This window comes from Deltaproteobacteria bacterium (assembly GCA_030654105.1).
Lineage (GTDB): Bacteria > Desulfobacterota > SM23-61 > SM23-61 > SM23-61 > JAHJQK01.
This window is the reverse complement of sequence record JAURYC010000046.1, coordinates 1-18,941: the sequence shown is the minus strand read 5'-3', so window position 1 is coordinate 18,941 and position 18,941 is coordinate 1. Positions and strand designations below refer to the sequence as shown.

13 protein-coding genes are annotated in these 18,941 nt (G+C 49.7%); 7 read left to right on the top strand and 6 right to left on the bottom strand.

Features of this window, described 5'->3' with window-relative positions; genetic code table 11:
• Positions 1 to 1,029, bottom strand: a 1,029-nt coding sequence (locus tag Q7V48_02035) for a uroporphyrinogen decarboxylase family protein (protein MDO9209517.1), incomplete at its 3' end; no start/stop codon positions are given.
• A 101-nt stretch (positions 1,030 to 1,130) separates the two neighbouring features.
• A complete protein-coding gene (locus Q7V48_02030) occupies positions 1,131 to 2,513 on the bottom strand; it encodes a TIGR00366 family protein (GenBank protein MDO9209516.1) in 1,383 nt (460 codons plus the stop codon).
• Between the two features lie 428 nt (positions 2,514 to 2,941).
• Here Q7V48_02030 and Q7V48_02025 point away from each other — a divergent pair, with 428 nt between their 5' ends.
• From Q7V48_02025 to Q7V48_02000, 6 genes are all read left to right on the top strand, one after another.
• Positions 2,942 to 3,157, top strand: a complete 216-nt coding sequence (locus Q7V48_02025) for a biotin/lipoyl-containing protein (protein ID MDO9209515.1) — start codon at positions 2,942 to 2,944, stop codon at positions 3,155 to 3,157.
• Positions 3,158 to 3,268: 111 nt separating this feature from the next.
• Positions 3,269 to 4,426 (top strand): acyl-CoA dehydrogenase family protein, encoded by a 1,158-nt coding sequence (locus tag Q7V48_02020; GenBank protein ID MDO9209514.1) that lies wholly within the window; start codon positions 3,269 to 3,271, stop codon positions 4,424 to 4,426.
• A 303-nt stretch (positions 4,427 to 4,729) separates the two neighbouring features.
• Complete coding sequence (locus tag Q7V48_02015) at positions 4,730 to 5,923, top strand: CaiB/BaiF CoA-transferase family protein (protein MDO9209513.1); 1,194 nt, start codon at positions 4,730 to 4,732, stop codon at positions 5,921 to 5,923.
• 254 nt (positions 5,924 to 6,177) lie between these two features.
• A complete protein-coding gene (locus Q7V48_02010; protein ID MDO9209512.1) occupies positions 6,178 to 7,164 on the top strand; it encodes a TAXI family TRAP transporter solute-binding subunit in 987 nt (328 codons plus the stop codon).
• A 140-nt stretch (positions 7,165 to 7,304) separates the two neighbouring features.
• Positions 7,305 to 9,263 carry a TRAP transporter fused permease subunit gene (locus Q7V48_02005; protein ID MDO9209511.1) on the top strand — a complete coding sequence of 653 codons (1,959 nt, stop codon included), beginning with the start codon at positions 7,305 to 7,307 and terminating at the stop codon, positions 9,261 to 9,263.
• Between the two features lie 153 nt (positions 9,264 to 9,416).
• Positions 9,417 to 9,839, top strand: coding sequence for a universal stress protein (locus Q7V48_02000; protein ID MDO9209510.1), 423 nt, complete (start codon positions 9,417 to 9,419; stop codon positions 9,837 to 9,839).
• A gap of 46 nt (positions 9,840 to 9,885) precedes the next feature.
• On the opposite strand, the gene Q7V48_01995 is transcribed toward Q7V48_02000, so the two are convergent.
• Entirely contained in the window at positions 9,886 to 12,834 is a 2,949-nt protein-coding gene (locus Q7V48_01995; GenBank protein ID MDO9209509.1) for a DEAD/DEAH box helicase, read from the bottom strand.
• Between the two features lie 117 nt (positions 12,835 to 12,951).
• Here Q7V48_01995 and Q7V48_01990 point away from each other — a divergent pair, with 117 nt between their 5' ends.
• Positions 12,952 to 13,290 carry a DUF5668 domain-containing protein gene (locus Q7V48_01990; GenBank protein MDO9209508.1) on the top strand — a complete coding sequence of 113 codons (339 nt, stop codon included), beginning with the start codon at positions 12,952 to 12,954 and terminating at the stop codon, positions 13,288 to 13,290.
• A 151-nt stretch (positions 13,291 to 13,441) separates the two neighbouring features.
• Here Q7V48_01990 and Q7V48_01985 read toward each other — a convergent pair whose 3' ends face one another.
• The 3 genes from Q7V48_01985 to Q7V48_01975 all read right to left on the bottom strand — a co-directional run.
• Positions 13,442 to 15,094 (bottom strand): radical SAM protein, encoded by a 1,653-nt coding sequence (locus Q7V48_01985; GenBank protein MDO9209507.1) that lies wholly within the window; start codon positions 15,092 to 15,094, stop codon positions 13,442 to 13,444.
• A 239-nt stretch (positions 15,095 to 15,333) separates the two neighbouring features.
• Complete coding sequence (locus Q7V48_01980; protein ID MDO9209506.1) at positions 15,334 to 16,737, bottom strand: sigma-54 dependent transcriptional regulator; 1,404 nt, start codon at positions 16,735 to 16,737, stop codon at positions 15,334 to 15,336.
• Between the two features lie 50 nt (positions 16,738 to 16,787).
• A partial coding sequence (locus Q7V48_01975) for an ATP-binding protein (protein ID MDO9209505.1) occupies positions 16,788 to 18,941 on the bottom strand: 2,154 nt, incomplete at its 5' end.

Below are 18,941 nucleotides of genomic sequence, written 5' to 3'. Positions count from 1 at the left end.
AATCCTCTCGGCTTTCCCATATTCCCGCGCTGCTTGGATGAAGAACTGGACCTTTTCCCGCGTGGCATTGTAAGGAAGCTCGCAACCGGAGGAAACGATGTAGGCCCCTCCTGCAGCGGCTACGCGGATGCATTCTTGCACAGAAGATTCTATTTCCTCCCTTGTCCCATTGACAAAGAGAGACGTGGCCACGTTTCCCACCAATATGATCTTCTTATGGGAAACTTCCACCATTCTTCTTAAAGATGAAGGGCTGTCTAAACTCAAGGCGACGATACCCAAATCAACCAGGTCTTCCATGATGGGGTCAATGTAACCGCAGACGTGCAAGGATAAGCCCGCTTTTCTCTCCCGGAAAAATTGAACGATTTCTTGATGACACGGCTTGATGAACCGTCGGTAAATCGCCGGGGAGATCAGGCTGCAGGAAGAAGCAGCCTCCCCCATCGTCAAGGAAAGACCCGTTCCGATGACCCGTGAGCCGAGTATTTTTGTAACCTCGGTGGTAAACTTCATCAAGTCTTCTACAAAAGAGGGATCATCTGCTGTGTCGTAAATCAATTCCTGTGCCCCCCTCAGGCCGGCAGCGATGGTCCACGGCCCGGTGATCGTTCCCGATAAGGAAGGTCCTTGCAGGGTGTTGGCTATTGTCCGACAGGCTTCTATATATAGGGGAAATCTGCCACTGCAATCAGGATCGGGAAGCCTTAACGAAGCCAAAGCGGATTTTCGCGAAAGAATATAATGCTGCACCCGCGGCACGCTGTCGTCGGGAAATTCTAAAGGTGCCCCTGCCGTTTCTGCTTCCATGACGATATCCCAGGAGATATCCAAGCTATCGTGTTGGAAAAGTTCATAACAGGCCACCGTGGCTTCGGCCAATTTTTTTCCGTCGGTCCAATAATCTTTTAAAGAGCATCCCAGCACCCGCGCCTTGAAAGGGCCCAAAATTAAACCAACAGGAATTCGGTCCGCGATCGACCGCTTCATACAAGCCCGAATCCTATCTCTCCCGGTAATCTCAGCCATTTGGCTCCCTCCGATAAAGAACGTATTGCGCTTAGCGCATAGGGCAGATCGATGAAAAACTTTAGCCGAGCATTTTTTTACTCTAGGCGCTATGCTTTTTTTTATAATGGTAAAAAGGTTACGCCGAGAATCCAGAGCAAAGAAAGGAGGATAAAAGCCAAAAGACAATAGCCCATAATATCGCGCATGGAAAGACCGCAAATTCCCAGCAAAGGGATAGCCCAAAAGGGTTGAATGAGATTCCCAATGATCTCCCCGGCAGTAAAAGCGCTGATCGCTCGGGGAATGCTTGCGCTTAGCCCTTGGGCCGTTTTTATAACCAGTGAACCCTGAATTTCCCAGATACCTTCTGATGTCGGCACGAAAAGATTGACCACAGCCGCATCGAGGTAAACCCAGAGAGGATAAGTCGCTGCCGAAGAAGTTGCCACGAGCCACTGAAATAGGATGGTCGCCAGCCCCGATGACGACAGCATTCCTTGAATTCCGGCATAGAAAGGAAACTGAACAATAATCCCATAAGCAGGGCGGGCTGACCTTTCCATGGATTTCAAAAAACGCATGGGAGTATCATGGAGGGAAAGAGCCAAAAAAAGAAGGACAAAATTCAGAATATTTAAGTTGAGGTCAAACCCTCGCCCGTAGAACCAATATACGATATAAGAAAATCCCATGATGGAGATTAACCAAACCGGCCACCGGCTGTGCTCCAACCAAACGCCAAAGGACATTTCCCCTCTCTTTTTCAGCTCCTTCTCGGCGACGGTAGAAGCAACTTCCAAGGTGTCTTCTTCCTCAAAACGCTTTAAAATTTCTGCTGCGGGAGGGACAGCATCTTCGTCTTTGGGGCAGATCAGGCCCATCAGCACTATTACCGCAAGGGTTCCCAAACCAACTCCTAACAGGGCCATGGTGCTAAAAGAGGTTTGGCTCAGGGGAATGATGCCAATGGCTTTTACAAAAAAATGTCCTGCTTTGCTAACGGCTAGGGGTTCCCAAGAAAACACACCGAAAGTTCCTGCGCCCATCCCGATGTAAGCACTGGCCACAAGCAGGGAGTAATCGATCTTCGGGATTCTCCTCCCCATCTCCCGTGCTAAGAACGCTCCAGCGACAATCCCGATACCCCAATGAAGCCAGGAGATGGCGGCAATTATTCCCGTCAGGAACATAATGGCTCCCCGGGGGGTCTTGGGGACTACCGCCAAATACCGCAAAATTTTTTGGCCGAGGGGAACGCTGGCTACGCTAAAACCCGTTAACACCATCAGGGCCATTTGCATAGCAAAGGCAAGGAAGTTCCAAAATCCATTGACCCAGAACTTAACCATGTCAAAGGGACCCTTATAGGCGCCGAAGATCCCCATCAAATAGGCAATAAAGGTAAATAGGATGACAAAGAGAAAGGAGTGGGGAATAAAACGGGCCAACCATAAGTTTAAGGTTTTGGCCCCCCTTGGCAAGAAATTAAGTTTAAACAACATTGCCGATGCAATTCGTCTCGAATTGGGTTTGATCTACAATTGAAGTCAAATCTCCTAAGCCCTGCTCGATCAACTATAGATAGCCCATAGGTCAAAAGTCAATAAAAAAGAAACTGCTAAGAATTAAAGCGATAGGCTATGGGTACTACCTTTTCCCTCTTGCCAATAGCCTATCGCCTATTGCCTTACACCTTGCGCCTTGCGCCTCTCATAGAGGTTGACAAAATAATACCCATGGGGTATAGGTGAATAGTTCTTTCGTCTTGCGGCTTAAAAACCTGTTCTTGCCAGCAAGAAATCATGAAGTTTTGAGGGGCAGAAGCAAAGCCTAAGATTTCTTTGCTGGCAATAGCGGTTTTTGGGTAGAATGTTAACTGAAAGACATTCTCGAAAAAATAATGAGGAGTAAAAAGAAAGGAGACTTTTTTATGGCTCAAAATGTAACAGCCCCTATGGTGGGAAAGATCGTAGACATTAAGGTGAAAGTAGGCGACCGGGTGCAAGAAGATGACGAGGTGGCCGTTATGGAGGCCATGAAAATGGAGATGCCCATCGTGGCCCCGATATCCGGTGTGGTGAAGGAAATTCGGGTCTCCGTCGGCCAGACTTGTGAAACCGATATGGTCATGATGATTATCGAATAAAATAGCAAGTTGGTTCAAAGGAATTAGCTCATCGTTCTTAGCTCTCAGCTATCCGCTATGAGCCGCCAGCCGTTAGCTTTGAGCGATTGGCTCATAAGGAGGAAAGGGAAAATGGATTTCAAATTGAGTGAAGAATTACAAGCCATTCGGGAGACGGCCCGGGACTTTGCCGAAAAGGAAATCGCTCCCTTTGCGGACAAATGGGACTCGGAACATTATTTCCCCCGAGAGGTTATCAAGAAAATGGCTGACTTGGGTTTTTACGGGACCATTATTCCCGAAGAATACGGAGGAAATGGAATGGGTTTTTTGGCCGGGACGATCATTACGGAAGAGATCGCCCGGGCCAGCGCTTCTTTGCGGGTTACTTTTAATATGCAGACCTTTGGCCCGGCCTTTTCCATCCTGCGGTATGGCACGGAAGAGCAAAAGAAAAAATATATTCCCCCCTTGGTCTCCACAGAACAGATCAGCTGCTTCGGCATCACCGAACCCAACGCCGGCTCGGATGTCATGTCCCTGAAGACCACGGCAATCCCTAAGGGAGATTATTTTTTGATCAATGGAGCGAAGACCTGGATTTCCAACGCCCAAGTGGCCGATCTCTGTATCCTTTATGCTTACCATGACCCAGCGGCCAAGAGCAAAGGACTCTCTACATTTTTGTTGGACATGCACCTTCCCGGGATCACCACTCGCCCTTTGGATAAGCTGGGTCTGCACTCCGCGCCTACAGGAGAAATTTTCCTCGAGGACGTCAAACTTCCTAAGGATGCCTTGCTGGGCTCCCTGGGGGATGGCGTAAAGCATGTCTTCGGGTCCCTGAACCAGACCCGCCTTTCCTGTGCCGCCGGAGGGTTAGGGATTGCCCAGGCCTGCCTCGACGCGTCGGTCAAGTATTGTAATGAGCGCGTGCAATTCGGGCAACAGATTGGTCAGTTTCAAATGAATCAAGATATGATAGCCATCATGGCCACGGAACTGGAAGCTGCCCGTTTTCTAGTTTACCGCGCGGCTGTCCAGAAAGATGAGGGGTCTTTGAACAATGTGCTGGAAACTTCCATGGCCAAATATTTTGCCGGCGAAGTGGCCGGGAAAGCCGCAGACTTTGCCATGAGGATTCTCAGTGCTTATGGATACTCCACGGAGTATCCTGTAGCCCGTTATTACCGGGACGCTAAATCCATTGCCATTGTCGAAGGAACGGCCAACATCCAGAAGACCATCATCGCCTTAGATCAATTGGGATTTCGCAAGGCCAATCGTTAAAAGAAATCAAAGGTGCTCCCAACCCGGAGGAAGTCCGGGCGGAAAGAATCAAGGGGAAATACTCGAACATCAACCGATAAAAAATTTAACTTAATTGTATAGGAATTTCCTTTTTGGACACGGATGTACACAGAAAGTCGCTTAGCGCTTAGCGCTATGCGCATAGCGTCTTTTTTGTATCTGCGGTTATCTGCGCAAATCTGCGTCCTATTAAATTTAAGGCGCGAGTGGCCGGAACTGGAGGGGGTTGGCAAATCCCCTCCAGCTTTTTTTCGGCGTCCAGGCAATGGAAACAAGGGTCTTATGCCGCAAGCTTTAGAAGATATCAAAGTCTTAGACCTGTCCCGCGTCTTGGCCATGCCCTACTGCAGCATGATGCTCGGCGACCTGGGAGCCGAGATCATCCGGGTAGAACGGCCGGGGGTAGGGGATGAAACCCGGCACTGGGGTCCACCGTGGGCTGGCGATCAAAGCGCTTATTACCTCTGCACCAACCGCAATAAGAAAAGCATCACCGTCGACCTGAAAAAAAAAGAAGGACAAGCAATTATTCATCGCTTAGCTCAAAGGAGTGATGTCCTGCTGGAAAACTTCCTGCCGGGTAGCCTCGCCGAGATGAACCTGGGTTACGAAAACATCAAAGCCATTAACCCTAAAATCATTTATGCTTCCGTCACTGGATATGGGCAGGACGGCCCTTACCGGGACCTCCCTGGTTTCGATTTCATCATTCAGGCGCAGGGCGGCCTGATGTCTATCATCGGCGAGGCTGACGGCCCGCCGATGAAAGTGGGCGTAGCCATCGTGGACATCACCGCTGGTTTATTTGCCTGTTCCGCTATTCTTGCCGCTCTACATTATCGGGAAAAAACCGGAACCGGCCAACGCATTGACATTGCTCTCTTGGATTCCCAGGTCGCCTGGCTGGCCAACCAGGCCAGCAACTACCTGATTTCCGGTAAGGTTCCCTGGCGGTCCGGTAATGCCCATCCCAACATCGTTCCCTATGAAACCTTTCAGGCCAAAGACGGGATTTACATCGCTCTGGGTGTCGGCAATGATAACCAGTGGCGAAAATTCTGTAAACTGGCCCAGCTTGAATATTTAATGGACGACCCCCGATATGCGACCAATCCGCAACGCGTGGCCAACCGGAAAGAATTGGTTTCTTTTCTTCAGAAAATTTTCCTCGAAAAAAACTCTGAGGAATGGCTCAAGCTCCTTGCTGCGGCTGAGATCCCCTGCGGTCCCATCAACACCATCGACCGGGTATTCGCAGACCCGCAAATTCTGGCACGGCAGATGGTGGTGGAAATGGAACATCCGGTGACTGGCAAGTACAAAGTCGTCGGATCTCCTATGAAACTCTCCCAAACTCCCGTTCAATACCAGATTCCTCCACCCTTATTGGGAGAACATACCGAAGAACTTCTAAGAGAAGTTTTAGGCTACGACCAGGTCCGAATTGATAGGTTAAAGGAAGAAAAAGTTATCTAATTTAATTTTCAGGTTTCAGGTTACGAGTTGCGAGTTGCGGCATGAGCGTTTTTATCTTGAAACTTTCAACTTGAAGATTATAACTTTCTTTGAGCCTTATTCCTTGCGTCTTGAACCTTGCACCTTTTGCCGATTGTCTATAATCCTTATGCCAGCCGATCTTTTTTCCCCTTGTTGCCAAAATCAATATGTGGTAAGAAAGAGCCTCGCGCCAGAAAAAAGTAAATATTATTATTAGAAAAGGAGAATTCGCGATGGGTTCTAAGCGACACTTGGGCACTTTGACGATTCTATTAACCATTATTTTCACCCTTTCCTTTGGGAGTTCGGGAGAGGCCCAGAGCAAGGCCGTGCGTCTATCCATCGGTACGGGGGGAACAGGCGGTGTATATTATCCCCTCGGGGGCGGAATGGCCAATGTCATCTCCAAGTATATTCCCAACACGGAAGCCACGGCTGAAGTAACGGCTGGTTCTGTGGACAACTGCAAACTCATCCAGATAGGAAAAGCCGAGTTGGCCCTTATCATGGCCGATATCGGATATGATGCTTGGAAGGGACTTGGAAGATTCAAGGCCGGTGGAGCGATTCCTATACGAACGATTGGGGTCATCTATTCCAATTACATGCACTTTGTAACTGTGGAAGGATCGGGGATTAAATCCGTTTCCGACCTCAAGGGAAAGCGGGTATCCACAGGATCTCCGGGGAGCGGGACCGAAGTTAAAACCATGAGGGTTCTGGAAAGCTACGGCATTGATGGGGAGAAAGATATTAAGCGGGATCGCCTGGGGGTAGCTGAATCCGCTGGAGCTTTGAAGGATCGTAAGATAGATGCCTTCACTTGGGATGGAGGGTTGCCCACTGCCGCCGTTTTAGATTTAGCAGCCACGCCAGGGATTAAGATTAAAGTCTTAAACAACGCTGATCATCTTGATAAGTTGACCCAGAAATATGGGCCGGTTTACTTCAAACTGCCCATACCTAAAGCCATTTACCCGGGTATGGATGCTGACGTCCAGGTGGTGTGTGTGGCCAATCTCTTAATCTGCCATGAGAAAATGGATGCCGGGCTGGCTTATAACATAACAAAAGTCCTTCTCGAACATCAGCCGGAACTCGTAGCGGTGCATAAAGAAGCCCAGAACTTCACCTTAGCCACCGCCGCAGTTGGTTCTTCGCTGCCTTTCCATCCGGGAGCGATTAAGTACTACCAGGAAAAGGGAATCAAGTTTAAATAAACGGTTATATCCTCCTCCTGCTGACAATCTTTTTCGGGTTGCCGTGGGAGGGGAAGGCTTCCCCACAAAAAAAATTCTCATGTTGCCCGGCAGAGTTCTCCTGGAAAGCCTGATTTTATTCCTTCATAGAAAGGACAGGTATGCAGGAAGAGGAAAAACCTTCTTTAGCTCCTGAAGAAGAACTGATTACTGAAGAACGGCTGAAAAAAGCTGAAGCCTTTATCGAGGAAGAAGAGGGACCTTCCCGCCGTCTGTCCGGTAAGATGGGGATATTCATCACCACCGTGGCCGTGGCCATGTCCCTTATCCATCTTTACGCCGCTATCGGGATAATCATGACCCAGATCCTCCGGGGGATTCACGTCATGTTCGTCCTTTTTTTAACCTTTCTGGTTTTCCCGTCCCTCAAACGGTTTCGCAACAGGATTTTCTGGTATGATTACCTCCTTTCCGTTTTGGGAGTTGCAACCATCGTTTACATCTTCCTCGATTTCGAAGAGTTCATTTACCGCGCCGTGACGCCCACCTCCTGGGACTTAATCTTCGGTGGTTTGCTGATGGTTTTGATTCTGGAAGCAACCCGCCGGACGACGAGCTGGATTCTTCCCGTTGTCGTTGGATCTTTCTTGGTTTATGCCTATATCGGGCCTTGGCTTCCTCCCCCCTGGACCCATCGGGGATATGGCATTGACCGACTCGTTGGACACATGTATATGACTCTGGAGGGAATTTTTGGCGTGCCCGTCGATGTCTCCTCTACCTATATTATCCTCTTTACGATATACGGAGCCTTCCTGGAATTTTCCGGGGCGGGAAAATTCTTCATCGATTTTTCCCTCTCGGCCATGGGGGGGAAGCCAACCGGGGCGGGTCGAACCGTGACCCTGGCCTCGTTTCTCCTCGGAGGACCCTCCGGCAGCGGGGTGGCCACCACGGTCACCCTGGGTTCGGTGGCTTATCCCATGCTGGCCAAGGCCGGATACAGTAAAGAAGCAGCAGGAGGTCTTTTAGCGGCCGGAGGCATCGGCGCCATCCTTTCCCCGCCGGTGTTGGGAGCGGCCGCTTTTCTCATCGCTGAGTTTTTGAAGATCTCCTATTTGGACGTCATCGTCATGGCCTCTATCCCAACGATCTTGTATTACTGGGGGATCTTCCTTATGGTGGAATTTGACGCTAAAAAGTTTGGGGCCAAAGTTATCTCCTTCGACCACACCTATTCTTTATGGCAACTCACCCGGCTTTATGGATTTCACTTTACTTCTCTCATCGCCATCGTCGTCATCATGGTCGTGGGGTTTACGCCCATCATGGCTGTCTTCTGGGCTACCGTGATTGCGTTGGCAGTCAGCTTTATCCGACCGGATACCGCCCTTTTCCCGAAAAAATTAATCAATGCCCTGCGGAGCGGTTCCATCGGGGTGCTTTCCGTGGCCACCACCTGTGCTTCGGCCGGAATTATCGTGGGCGTAGTCACCCTCACCGGGCTGGGGCTGAAATTCAGCTCCATCGTCATCGAATATGCCGGAGGGAGCCTCCTTTTGACCGCCATCTTCACGGCTTTGGTAGTCTGGGTCGTCGGTCTGGCCGTTCCCGTGACGGCTTCCTACATCATCTGCGCGGTGATCGCCGCCCCTGCCCTGATGAAGCTGGGCGTCCCTGACTTTGCCGCCCACATGTTTATTTTCTACTACTCTATCCTCTCGGAGGTCTCCCCCCCCACCGCTCTTTCTCCCTTTGCCGCCGCTGCGCTCACCGGGGGAGATCCCTACAAAACGACCATGCAGGCCTGGAAATATACTCTACCTGCTTTCCTCGTCCCCTTTAATTTTACCCTTCATCCCGACGGCGTGGCTTTGCTTTTTAAGGGTGATCCGCTTAATATCATCTGGACCTTTATAACAGCCCTGGTGGGTATCTTTGCCCTGGCAGCGGGCATGGATGGATGGATGTTCAAACGGGCCACCCCTTATGAGCGGGCCATTCTAATCATCGCCGGGCTGGCCTTAGTTTATCCGGTCCTGGTTTACGATTTCGTCGGGCTGGGGTTAGTAGGCATTGCCATCCTCTCCCAGAAAGTAATCAGAAAGAATAATTTATAATTGCAACTCGGGACACAGATTTACACGGATAAACCCAGATAGCTTTTTTATAGTTCCTTCTTTTCAATGTCCGGATAACGAAACCCTGATAATCTGTGTTCATCTGTTTTTCAAAAGAAAATTTCTCTACTCTGGAATTAAAGAAAGGAGGCCATGATGTTTAAAAAATTTTTAGTTCCCTTAGATGGTTCCAAGCTGGCCGAAGGAATTCTGCCCCGAGTAGAATGGTTGGCCAAGATTCATGGGGCAGAAGTCACCCTCTTGCGGGTGGCGCTGGCCTACACCTTCCCGGGGATGGACCCTATTCAACATCAGGTGAATGTCGTCCGCGAGGCGGAGGAATACCTGGCGAAAGTTGAGGAGAATCTGAAAAGCGTGGGGGTCAACGTAAACTCAGTGGTCCGTTATGGCCACGATGCCCAGGAAATTGTCGATCATGCCCGAGACCGCGACTTCGACCTTATCGCCATGTCCACTCACGGGCGCACCGGGCTCACCCAGTTCGTCCTGGGAAGTGTGGCCAACAAGATTATTCATACGGCCACCGTACCTATCCTCCTCTGCCGGGTCTGTTGAAAAAAAGGGTGTAGGGTATAGGGTCAATCCCCTCCACCCTGCATTTTTATTTTTTTATAATTCTCGACAAATTCCAATCCACAGGCAGGCGGACGAGCTGGCCAGATTTGGTCTCGAACAGTAGGTGACCGTTGGCCAGGCCAAAGAGAAAGAGGTCCCGGGTGATCTCTACGTCCTTTTGGCAATAGGCAATCACTTCTTCGATCTTCCCTTCTTTAAACCACTGCAATGACTGTAAGCCATCGGCGGATTTCTCCATGTTTAAAGTCTTGTGGGCCAGGTGGTTGAGGGAAAGACGATAACCCAATTGCCTGGAAATTTCTTGCAGGATGTCAAAGGTCTTGAGTTCAGAAAAGCGAAAAGGAGAGTAACCTTTCAGGACATGGTAATCGAAATCAGCGATGTTAAACCCAACAACCAGGTCCGCGGTCTTCAGTTTGGCGATCAAGTCATGGACACGATCTTCTTTGAATATATCAAAAGAATCTTCCCTCGAATCATAAACTACGGCCACAGCCAAACGCATCAGGTGTTTGTTCTGCCAGCCGCCGACTTCTTCGGCACTCCTCTGGGTTTCCAGGTCCAGAAAAAGAATACGGTGGCGAGAAATTTTTTCCTTTAGCCAAAGGGGATGTTGAGGTCGGGTAATTGCCTCGGGCTCGGCAATTTCAGAATCCCCCCCGAGAAAAACATTAGCCGGAAGCGTCAAAGGCCTCGTCTGAGCTCTATCCGCTATTTGGGGTTTAATTTCCTTTCCCCCCAATAACCATTCCAGGATGAATTCCGCAGCACGCTTGTCTAAGGGTTTGTTTCCCGACCCGCACTTGGGAGAGTGGACGCAAGATGGGCAGCCGTCCAAGCAGTTACAATCACGGATCAGAGAAAGGGTTTTTTTCAAAAGCTCTTCCAGCATGCCATAGCCATATTCGGCCAAGCCAACCCCTCCGGGGTATCCGTCATAGATAAAAATTGCTGGCTTCTCCAACTGGGGATGCACCGGGTAGCAAATTCCTCCCACGTCATTCCGATCGCAGAGGGCAAAAAGCGGGAAAAGGGCGATGGAGGCATGTTCGATGGCGTGGATTCCGCCCATAAAATGCATCCCTGCTTCCTTCACTTGCTGAGAGATGCTTTCAGGAAGGACCATCCACAATCCCATGGTCTCAAAGACGTGGGAAGGCATCTCTAATTCATGGACGCTGAGAAGATCCTGGCCGAAGATGCGCCGCTTCTCAAAACCCCTAACCCTCTCGGTGACCTTTAACCTGCCGAAACAGGCTGTGAACTGAGCGATATTCTGGGTTTGGGCCACAGAGAGGATCTCGGTCTCTTTCTCTGATAGCGCGCGGGTATAATAATCCACCTCCACCTGTTTGGTCCAGACTTCCCTCTTCCCCTGGTCCAGATGGGTGACTACGTACGGGTCGGCTTTATGCAGGTAGATCGCTCCCGGGTGACATTCGCTGTAAACCCTCGGCACGCTGATCTTCCCGACCACTCGCTTCGTCCCTTCTTCGAAGATGGTAAAACCTTCTCCCGCGGAACGAATGTCCACCATCCGGTGGGGATAAACCCGGTGGGAAAACCATTCCCGGCCCGAGGCACTGCGGAGAAGTTCCCCTTCGGCAACCAGTTGATCCAGAAGGGGATCGTATTTTTGCAATGGGAAAACATCTTCCTCCATCCGCAGCGGTATCTCAGCACTGGCACAGACTAAGTGTCGGGAAACGATTACGGAATTGTCCGGATCCACTATCGCGCTCTCAAACCCCCGGCTGAAGAAATCTTGCGGATGGCGCATGAAATACTGGTCCAGAGCGTCTGGCTGGGCGATTAAGGCAATGAGAGACTCCCGATCTGCTCTTCCTACCCGGCCACCTCGCTGCCAGGTAGCTGCGACTGTACCCGGGTAGCCCACCAGGATGCAAACATCCAAACCTCCAATGTCAATTCCCAACTCCAAGGCACTGGTGGAGATGACTCCCAAAAGTTCGCCGGATACCAGTTTGGCTTCGATCTCCCGGCGTTCTTCCGGAAGGAACCCGGCACGGTAGGAGCTCACCCGGTTCTTCAAGTCCGGGCGATCCTTTAAAACCCAGGTGTGCAGGAGTTCCGTTATCTTCCGGGCCTGGGTAAAGACCAAAGTACGAAAGCCGCCGTCGAGGCAGTCCAGGAAAAGTTTCACGGCCAAGGTGTAGGGGCTCATCGTAGGATTCAGAAAAAGGAAATTCCTCCCCGCACGGGGTGCACCGCTTTCTTCGACAGCTTCGAAGGGAAGGCCCATCAGCTTCTCAGCAAATGCCTTGGCGTTGGCAATGGTTGCCGAACAAGCGACGAACTGGGGCCTTGATCCATAGAAGTTACAGATCCGTTCCAGCCTGCGGATAATTTGTGCCAGATGCGAGCCGAATATCCCTTTGTAAGTGTGGAGCTCATCGATGATCACATACCGTAGGTTGCGGAAGAGCTCCTCCCATTGGGTATGAAACGGGAGCAGGCTGAGATGGACCATGTCCGGGTTGGTGATCAAAATCGTGGGAATAGATTCGCGAATCTTCCTCCGCCGATAACTCGACGTATCTCCATCATAGATCACGGCCTGAAATTTGATCTGGCCTTTAATCGGGGAAATAAATTCCTCCAGGGCCTTCAATTGGTCTTGCTCCAGCGCTTTCAAGGGGAAGAGGTACAGGGCTTTTGAGTCTGGGATTTGGAGAAGAGACTCGATCACCGGCAGGGTGTACGCCAAGGTCTTGCCGCTGGCCGTTGGCGTGGCAATGACTACATTCTTCCCCTCCCGAACTTTTTGGATGGCTGCGGCCTGGTGGGAGTAAAGAGAATCAATATTCTGCTCCGCCAGGGCCTGGGTCAATAAAGGAGGTAACTCCCTTTCCAACCTTGCCCATTGCCCCCCTTGGGAAGGGATCGCCTGGTGGTAGACTATCTGCGGCTTGTAAAACCGGTGCCGCTCTAAATTTTCTATGAACTTGATCATAAAGAATTAAAAACGCTATGGGCATAGCGCTAAGCGCTTAGCGGTTTAAACTTTTCCATTGAATTATTTTATCAAACATGGTAATAAAATTCAAACGGGAGGTATCAAAACGTAAAAATGGCGCGAGGGAAAAAAGGCCTTTTATTGGGTGGGCTCATTCTGGTAACACTGGGGATCTTACTACTCCTGCATCGCCTTTATATCCTTCATTTTGAAACAAGCTGGCCATTAATCTTAGTGGCCATCGGCGTGGGGCTCTTTCTGATCAATCGTCACACTTGGGCGGGCTGGATCGTTGGCGGCATCGGCATTATTCTTTTTGTTGTGAATTTTGTCATTGAATTTTTTCCGTCCTTTGAAGCCTGGAGTGACCTGGTCGGGCCCATTATCCTCCTCATCATCGGTATTCTCCTTCTCTACCGCTACTACTATGGATTTCGGGGGCCTCAACCTTGATGGCTTCGTAAAAAGTCCATCAACCTTAATCCTTTCCAAAAAAAGCTACTAAGCGCAGAGCGCATGGCGCATAGGGTTTATAAATTTTTAAAAAGGGGGCAATAAAAAAGGGAGGCTGAAATCAGCCTCCCTTTTTTCTAAGAGGGGTTATTTAGGACCGGTAGAGGAAATAACTATCTTCCTCCAAGTGGCGATGTCGCTGGCGCCATTCTTCTAAGGGGATGGAGTATTGGCGCTCGATCTTTTCTCGGAAAACGGGTCCGGAATTATACGCACAGAAGGGGTACATCCTGCCATTAGGCGCCGCATAGTGGATGGAACAACGCTTCACTCGGTCCACGTTGTAATTATATGAATCCTGGAAGTGCATACCCCCCACGAGTAACATGTTCCAGTTGTAAATGAGTTCCACGCGCTTTTGGGCCTCCTTGTCCACCACCCCCTGGAAAAGCTCTAAGCAGATTTCCGGGGTCATCCCGTCCTTTGCTTCCTTCTCCCGGAAGTGCTTCTTCAGCAGATGCTGAGCGCTGAGGGCAGTCAAGGCCCGAATATGAGAGATCTTCTGTTTCACCAGGTTGTTCAGGTCCATGGTGAACCCTTCGATGTCGATTATCTTGGTGATCGGGGTGACACTCTTGGTTTGGCAATTGACAAAGATGTAGGAGCCAATGCCACAATCCGCATGGGAGGTAATCTTCATCACTTCATACTTCCAAATGGCGCTGAGCAGCTTGGAAAAAGGAGAGGTCACTGACAGAGGGTACCAATCCTCCATGGCCTTGAGATAACCGGTTTGGCTCTCGATATCCTTGGCCAAGTCGGACAAGGTGTAGCGTTGCCGTTCTCGTTCTTCAACCGAGATCCGCCCGGTGAAGGCCACGGGCTGATAGCTGATTCCGCTGATGACGTCAGAATTATCAATGGCAAATTGCAGAATATTTCCCACCTGATGATCATTGATGGTCTTGATGATCGTCGGCACCAGAACGATCCGCAAGCCTGACTCTCTGGCATTCTCCACTGCTTTGACCTTCAACTCCCAGAGGCCGGACAGCCCCCGGGTCTTCTGATACACTTCATCTCCTGTCCCATCAAACTGCAAATAAACGGTATAGAGGCCCGCTTCCTTGCACTGCCTGGCAAACTCCAGATCTTTACCGATGCGGATCCCATTAGAAGCAATCTGCAGATGGCTGAAGCCCATGGCCCGGGTTGCTTTCAGGATGTCCAGGAACCGAGGATGAATGGTTGGTTCTCCACCGGAAAATTGGACCCCTGGAGGAAAAACAGGTTTTATATTCCTGACCATGGCGAGCATTTCCAATACTTGCTCATAAGTCGGCTCATACACGTACCCCTGCACATTGGCGTTGGCAAAGCAGATGGGACATCTCAAATTACATCGATTGGTTAAATCGATGTTGGCCACGGCGGCGTGGCTGATGTGCAGGTCGCAAACTCCGCAGTCATCCGGGCACACCTTCGCCCCGATAATCTGTGGATTCAGGATTCCGTCCCCATCCTCGTAGGTCCACCGTTCAACCTTCTTATAAAGCTCCGCATCAGAATACACCAGGTCTCGCACAAACCCGTGGTCTGGACAGGTCTTCTCCATGAGTACTTTTCCATCTCGTTCGAGAATTTTGGCCGGGATCAATTTCCGGCATTCCGGGCAGAGGCTCTCCACCTGTTTGGGAAGCCCGATGGGAACGTTTTGCGTCGGTGGGTAATAAGGCTCGAGACTGGTGAGCTTTTGCCCTGATGCCTTTTTCTTGATGTTGCGGATTAAGTCCCCAATGGCCATTTTACCCTCCTGTTAAAGCCTTTTTTAAGATTTTTAGCAAAATATGGGCCACCGGGGCGACAGCAGTATTTTTTAAAACCAACTGATATTATTAATTAATTTTTTAAGGAAATGCATAATGGAAAGGGGGAAAATAGGCTTGATGGCTTACGCTAGGTCGTAAATTAAAAATTATTAAATAACTACAATAAGTTATTAGCTGCGAAGTTTTTCTTCCAAGTGCGAAATTATTTTTCGCATCAATTTTTTCCAAATTTTTCCTTAGCAATTCCGTATTTTTTAATTAAGTTCTGGAACTGCCTTCTGTCCATGTTGACCATAGCTGCCGATCGTTGGATATTCCCCTCCCCTTTACGCAAGGCTTCGATGATGAAATTTCCCTCAATCTCCTCCTTCATTTTCTGTTGGGCTTGTTTTTTCATCTGCTTAAGTTCGTGCCGGTCGGCAGCGACGGTTTTCTCTTCCTCTTTTTCCTGAATGGTAAGCTCTTCAGGCAGGTCTTCAACTTCTATATAATCGGAACGGCAAAGGACTAAACCCCGAAGAAGGGCATTTTCAAGTTCTCTTACATTACCTGGCCAGGTGTTCTCCATTAAACATTTCAGTGCTCTTTCGCTTATTCCCTTATTTTTTTTCTTGCCTATCCCACGGTGCTTATCCAAGAAATGCTCAACCAGTAAGGGAATGTCTTCTTTCCTCTCGCGCAGGGGAGGAATCGGAATGATGATCACATTCAAACGGTAATAAAGGTCTTCCCGAAAAGCTCCTATTTCCACAGCCTGTTTCAGGTCTTTATTGGTGGCCGCAACAATCCGGTTATCTACTTCGATATCTTCCATGCCGCCAACCCGTTGGAACTTCTGCTCTTCTAAAACCCGCAGGATTTTTACTTGGAGTTCTTTGGGCATCTCCCCAATCTCATCCAGAAAAAGCGTTCCCTTATCCGCCAGCTCCAAGCGCCCCCTTTTCGTCTTCACCGCACCGGTGAAGGCTCCCTTTTCATAGCCGAAAAGCTCACTTTCAAGGAGGTTACTGGGAATGGCTGCACAATTGATGACCACGAAGGGCTTACTCGAACGGTCACTTTCGTAATGGATGGCTCTGGCCACTATTTCTTTACCTGTGCCGCTCTCACCCTGAACGAGCACGGTAGCCCTTGTCCCCGCTACTTGTTGGATGAGCTGGATGACTCTCTGCATAGCCGGATGGCTGCCTACAATATTCTTGGGTCCATAGAGGGTCTTTAACTCCTGCCGAAGGTCGCGGTTTTCATCTTTCAGGCGACATACCGATAGAGTTTTTTCGATCAATAGCTCCATCTCATCCATCTTAATGGGCTTGAGGATATAATCGACGGCTCCTTCTTTCATGGCCTGAACTGCCCCTTCAACTGTCCCATAAGCTGTCGTAATGATTATGGGGAGTTCAGGATGGATTTGGCGCACTTCCTGCAGCAGGGTCATTCCGTTCATGCGGGGCATTTTCAGGTCCGTAACCATCAGGGTGACGTCTTTCGTTTTCACCACCTGCAGAGCTTCTTCCCCATCCCCGCAAGTTAGAACTTCATATTTCGGGCTGAAATTAATCTCGAAAATGCGCTGCATGCGGATTTCGTCGTCAACAATCAAAATTCGCGGCTTCATAAATCTCCAAATGACAAAATAAAAAACGCTATGCGCATAGCGCTAAGTGCTTAGCGATTCTCAGCGTTCCCGTCGCTCGCCGGGGCAGGGCCTATGGCCCCAAAACACCCCAGCATCCCCTTGGGTACGGGAAGGGAAATGGTAAAAGTTGCTCCCCCTCCATCGTTGTTCGCCACTGAGATCGTTCCTCCGTGGTTTTTAACGACCGTATGGACAATGGTCAAGCCTAAACCCGTACCTTGCTCTTTCGTAGTAAAAAAGGGGTCAAAGATCTTGGACTCTCTCCCTGCAGGGATACCCACGCCTGTATCGCTGACTCGGATGATGACATCCTTGTTCTCTTTTTGGGTCAAGGTAATACGCAGCGTCCCTCCCGCAGGCATCGCTTCCAGAGCATTCAACTCCAAGTTGACGAAGGCCTCATGGATCTGTTCCGGATCCAAGAAAAGGGAGACTTTATCCTGGGGATATTCCTGGACGACCTGAACCCCCCTCTCGCGGGCAGGAATGGAGCTTAAATCCACTGTCCGCCTCAGAATGTCCTTCAGGTTTACCTCTTGGAAGGTAGGGGGTTTCGGTTTGGCAAACTCCAGAAAGTTCGTCAGCATGCGATTGATGCGCTCGGACTCCTCGCGGATGAACTGAATCATTTCCGACTGGACAGGTTCAGGAATTTTTTTCTTCAGGGTCTCCGCTGAACCCGAGATGATGCCCAGGGGATTGCGAATTCCATGGACAAAGGAAGCGGCCATCTCTCCCAAGGCTGCCAGTTTTTCTGATTGCATCATCTGCAGATCTTTCCTCTTCAAGTTCTGGTAAAGAAGAGCCCGAGAAATAGCCATGGCCATAGCCGGAGCAAGGGCTTCCAACGCTTCGATTTCCATGATCGTGAAATTCTTTCCATTCCGTTTATCCCCCACTAACAAAAACCCCAGCAGGCCTTCCTCCCACTGGAAGGGAATGACCAGAGCAATATGTTCAATCATCATTTCTTTTACGTCGGCCTGGAGGGGATAATAGTTCTTGATGTATTCCAGCTCAACAGCCCTTTGCGATTTCTTCAAGTAGGCGATGAAGGAGCTTTCCTCCGCAAAGGGCCTCTCCTCTAAGAAACCCGTCTGACTGGTCATCCGGTAAGAATCCGCTTCCACGTCCAGGGTCCATATTCCTACCTTATTCACAACCAGAGCCTGGGAAATAAATTCCACTGTGGCCCGGGAAAGGGTTTGCAGGTCGAGGATGTTCAGAAGGGTGCGAGTGAACTCGAAAAACTTGAGCCGGAAAAGATACCGGTCCCGGTAGAAAAATCGGTCAATGAATTCTTCTACCCTCCTCTCCAGTGGCCGCAGGAGGAAGACCAAAACAAGGATGAAAACACTTTCTACGAGTAATGAAGTGGTCCCAAACTTATTGGCCAGAATGTCACAAACGTTTTTAATTAAAAGGACATAGATCACCAGGACCAATCCGGTAAGGATCGAATAAAGAATGCCCCCGCGGATAATGAAATGAATGTCTACCAAACGGTATTTGACGATGGCCAGAGCAAAGAAGAAGCTGATCAACAGGGAATAAAGACTGGCCACGAAGAAGAAAGAGTAGCCCAGTTCAAAGAAATAGTTGGCCACATGCAGAACCAGGCCGATGATGAACATGGAGCAGATGCCTACCAAAAGATAGAGGATTTGCAGACGCTGGCGGGCGATCTTGGTTTGGCCGTAAGAAAGGATGAAATTCAAAACACCCCAACTAAAATATCCCAAACCAATCAAGCTCAAGACCCAGGCCAGGACGTGCGATTCCAGGGGGCCTTTGAAGGTAAAGACGTAGTAAAAGATGGAGCCGATCTGCAGGACCCGCCCGATATCGACCTGGAGCAGGAGGACAAAAGGAATTAGCAGAATAACTGGCCCGGCATACAGAAGGGTGCTGCGCCAGCCATCAAAGAAACGAGTGAATTTCTGGGGGAAAACGTAGGAAAAATGCAAGAAGAAGACGGGAAAGAGAAAAACTCCCGCAAAAATGATTTTTACTCCAATCAGAGCCATGGAATGCTGGTCACTGTTGATCATGATTAGTTCCCCGGCATTCCAGCCTACAAAGGAAAGAATCAACAGAGTGAAGACCCGGTTGACCACGCCCTTGGGGTTATCAAAAAAAACAACCAGGCACAGGGTCAGGTTGATGGCCAAAGCCAAAGCCGC

Excerpts from the sequence above, each read along its gene's own strand:
- Q7V48_01980 (MDO9209506.1), bottom strand. The coding sequence starts at position 16,737 with ATGAAGCCGCGAATTTTGATTGTTGACGACGAAATCCGCATGCAGCGC.
- Q7V48_01990 (MDO9209508.1), top strand. The coding sequence starts at position 12,952 with ATGGCGCGAGGGAAAAAAGGCCTTTTATTGGGTGGGCTCATTCTGGTA.
- Q7V48_02015 (MDO9209513.1), top strand. The coding sequence starts at position 4,730 with ATGCCGCAAGCTTTAGAAGATATCAAAGTCTTAGACCTGTCCCGCGTC.
- Q7V48_02030 (MDO9209516.1), bottom strand. The coding sequence starts at position 2,513 with ATGTTGTTTAAACTTAATTTCTTGCCAAGGGGGGCCAAAACCTTAAAC.
- Q7V48_02025 (MDO9209515.1), top strand. The coding sequence starts at position 2,942 with ATGGCTCAAAATGTAACAGCCCCTATGGTGGGAAAGATCGTAGACATT.
- Q7V48_02010 (MDO9209512.1), top strand. The coding sequence starts at position 6,178 with ATGGGTTCTAAGCGACACTTGGGCACTTTGACGATTCTATTAACCATT.
- Q7V48_01985 (MDO9209507.1), bottom strand. The coding sequence starts at position 15,094 with ATGGCCATTGGGGACTTAATCCGCAACATCAAGAAAAAGGCATCAGGG.
- Q7V48_02005 (MDO9209511.1), top strand. The coding sequence starts at position 7,305 with ATGCAGGAAGAGGAAAAACCTTCTTTAGCTCCTGAAGAAGAACTGATT.
- Q7V48_02020 (MDO9209514.1), top strand. The coding sequence starts at position 3,269 with ATGGATTTCAAATTGAGTGAAGAATTACAAGCCATTCGGGAGACGGCC.
- Q7V48_01995 (MDO9209509.1), bottom strand. The coding sequence starts at position 12,834 with ATGATCAAGTTCATAGAAAATTTAGAGCGGCACCGGTTTTACAAGCCG.
- Q7V48_02000 (MDO9209510.1), top strand. The coding sequence starts at position 9,417 with ATGATGTTTAAAAAATTTTTAGTTCCCTTAGATGGTTCCAAGCTGGCC.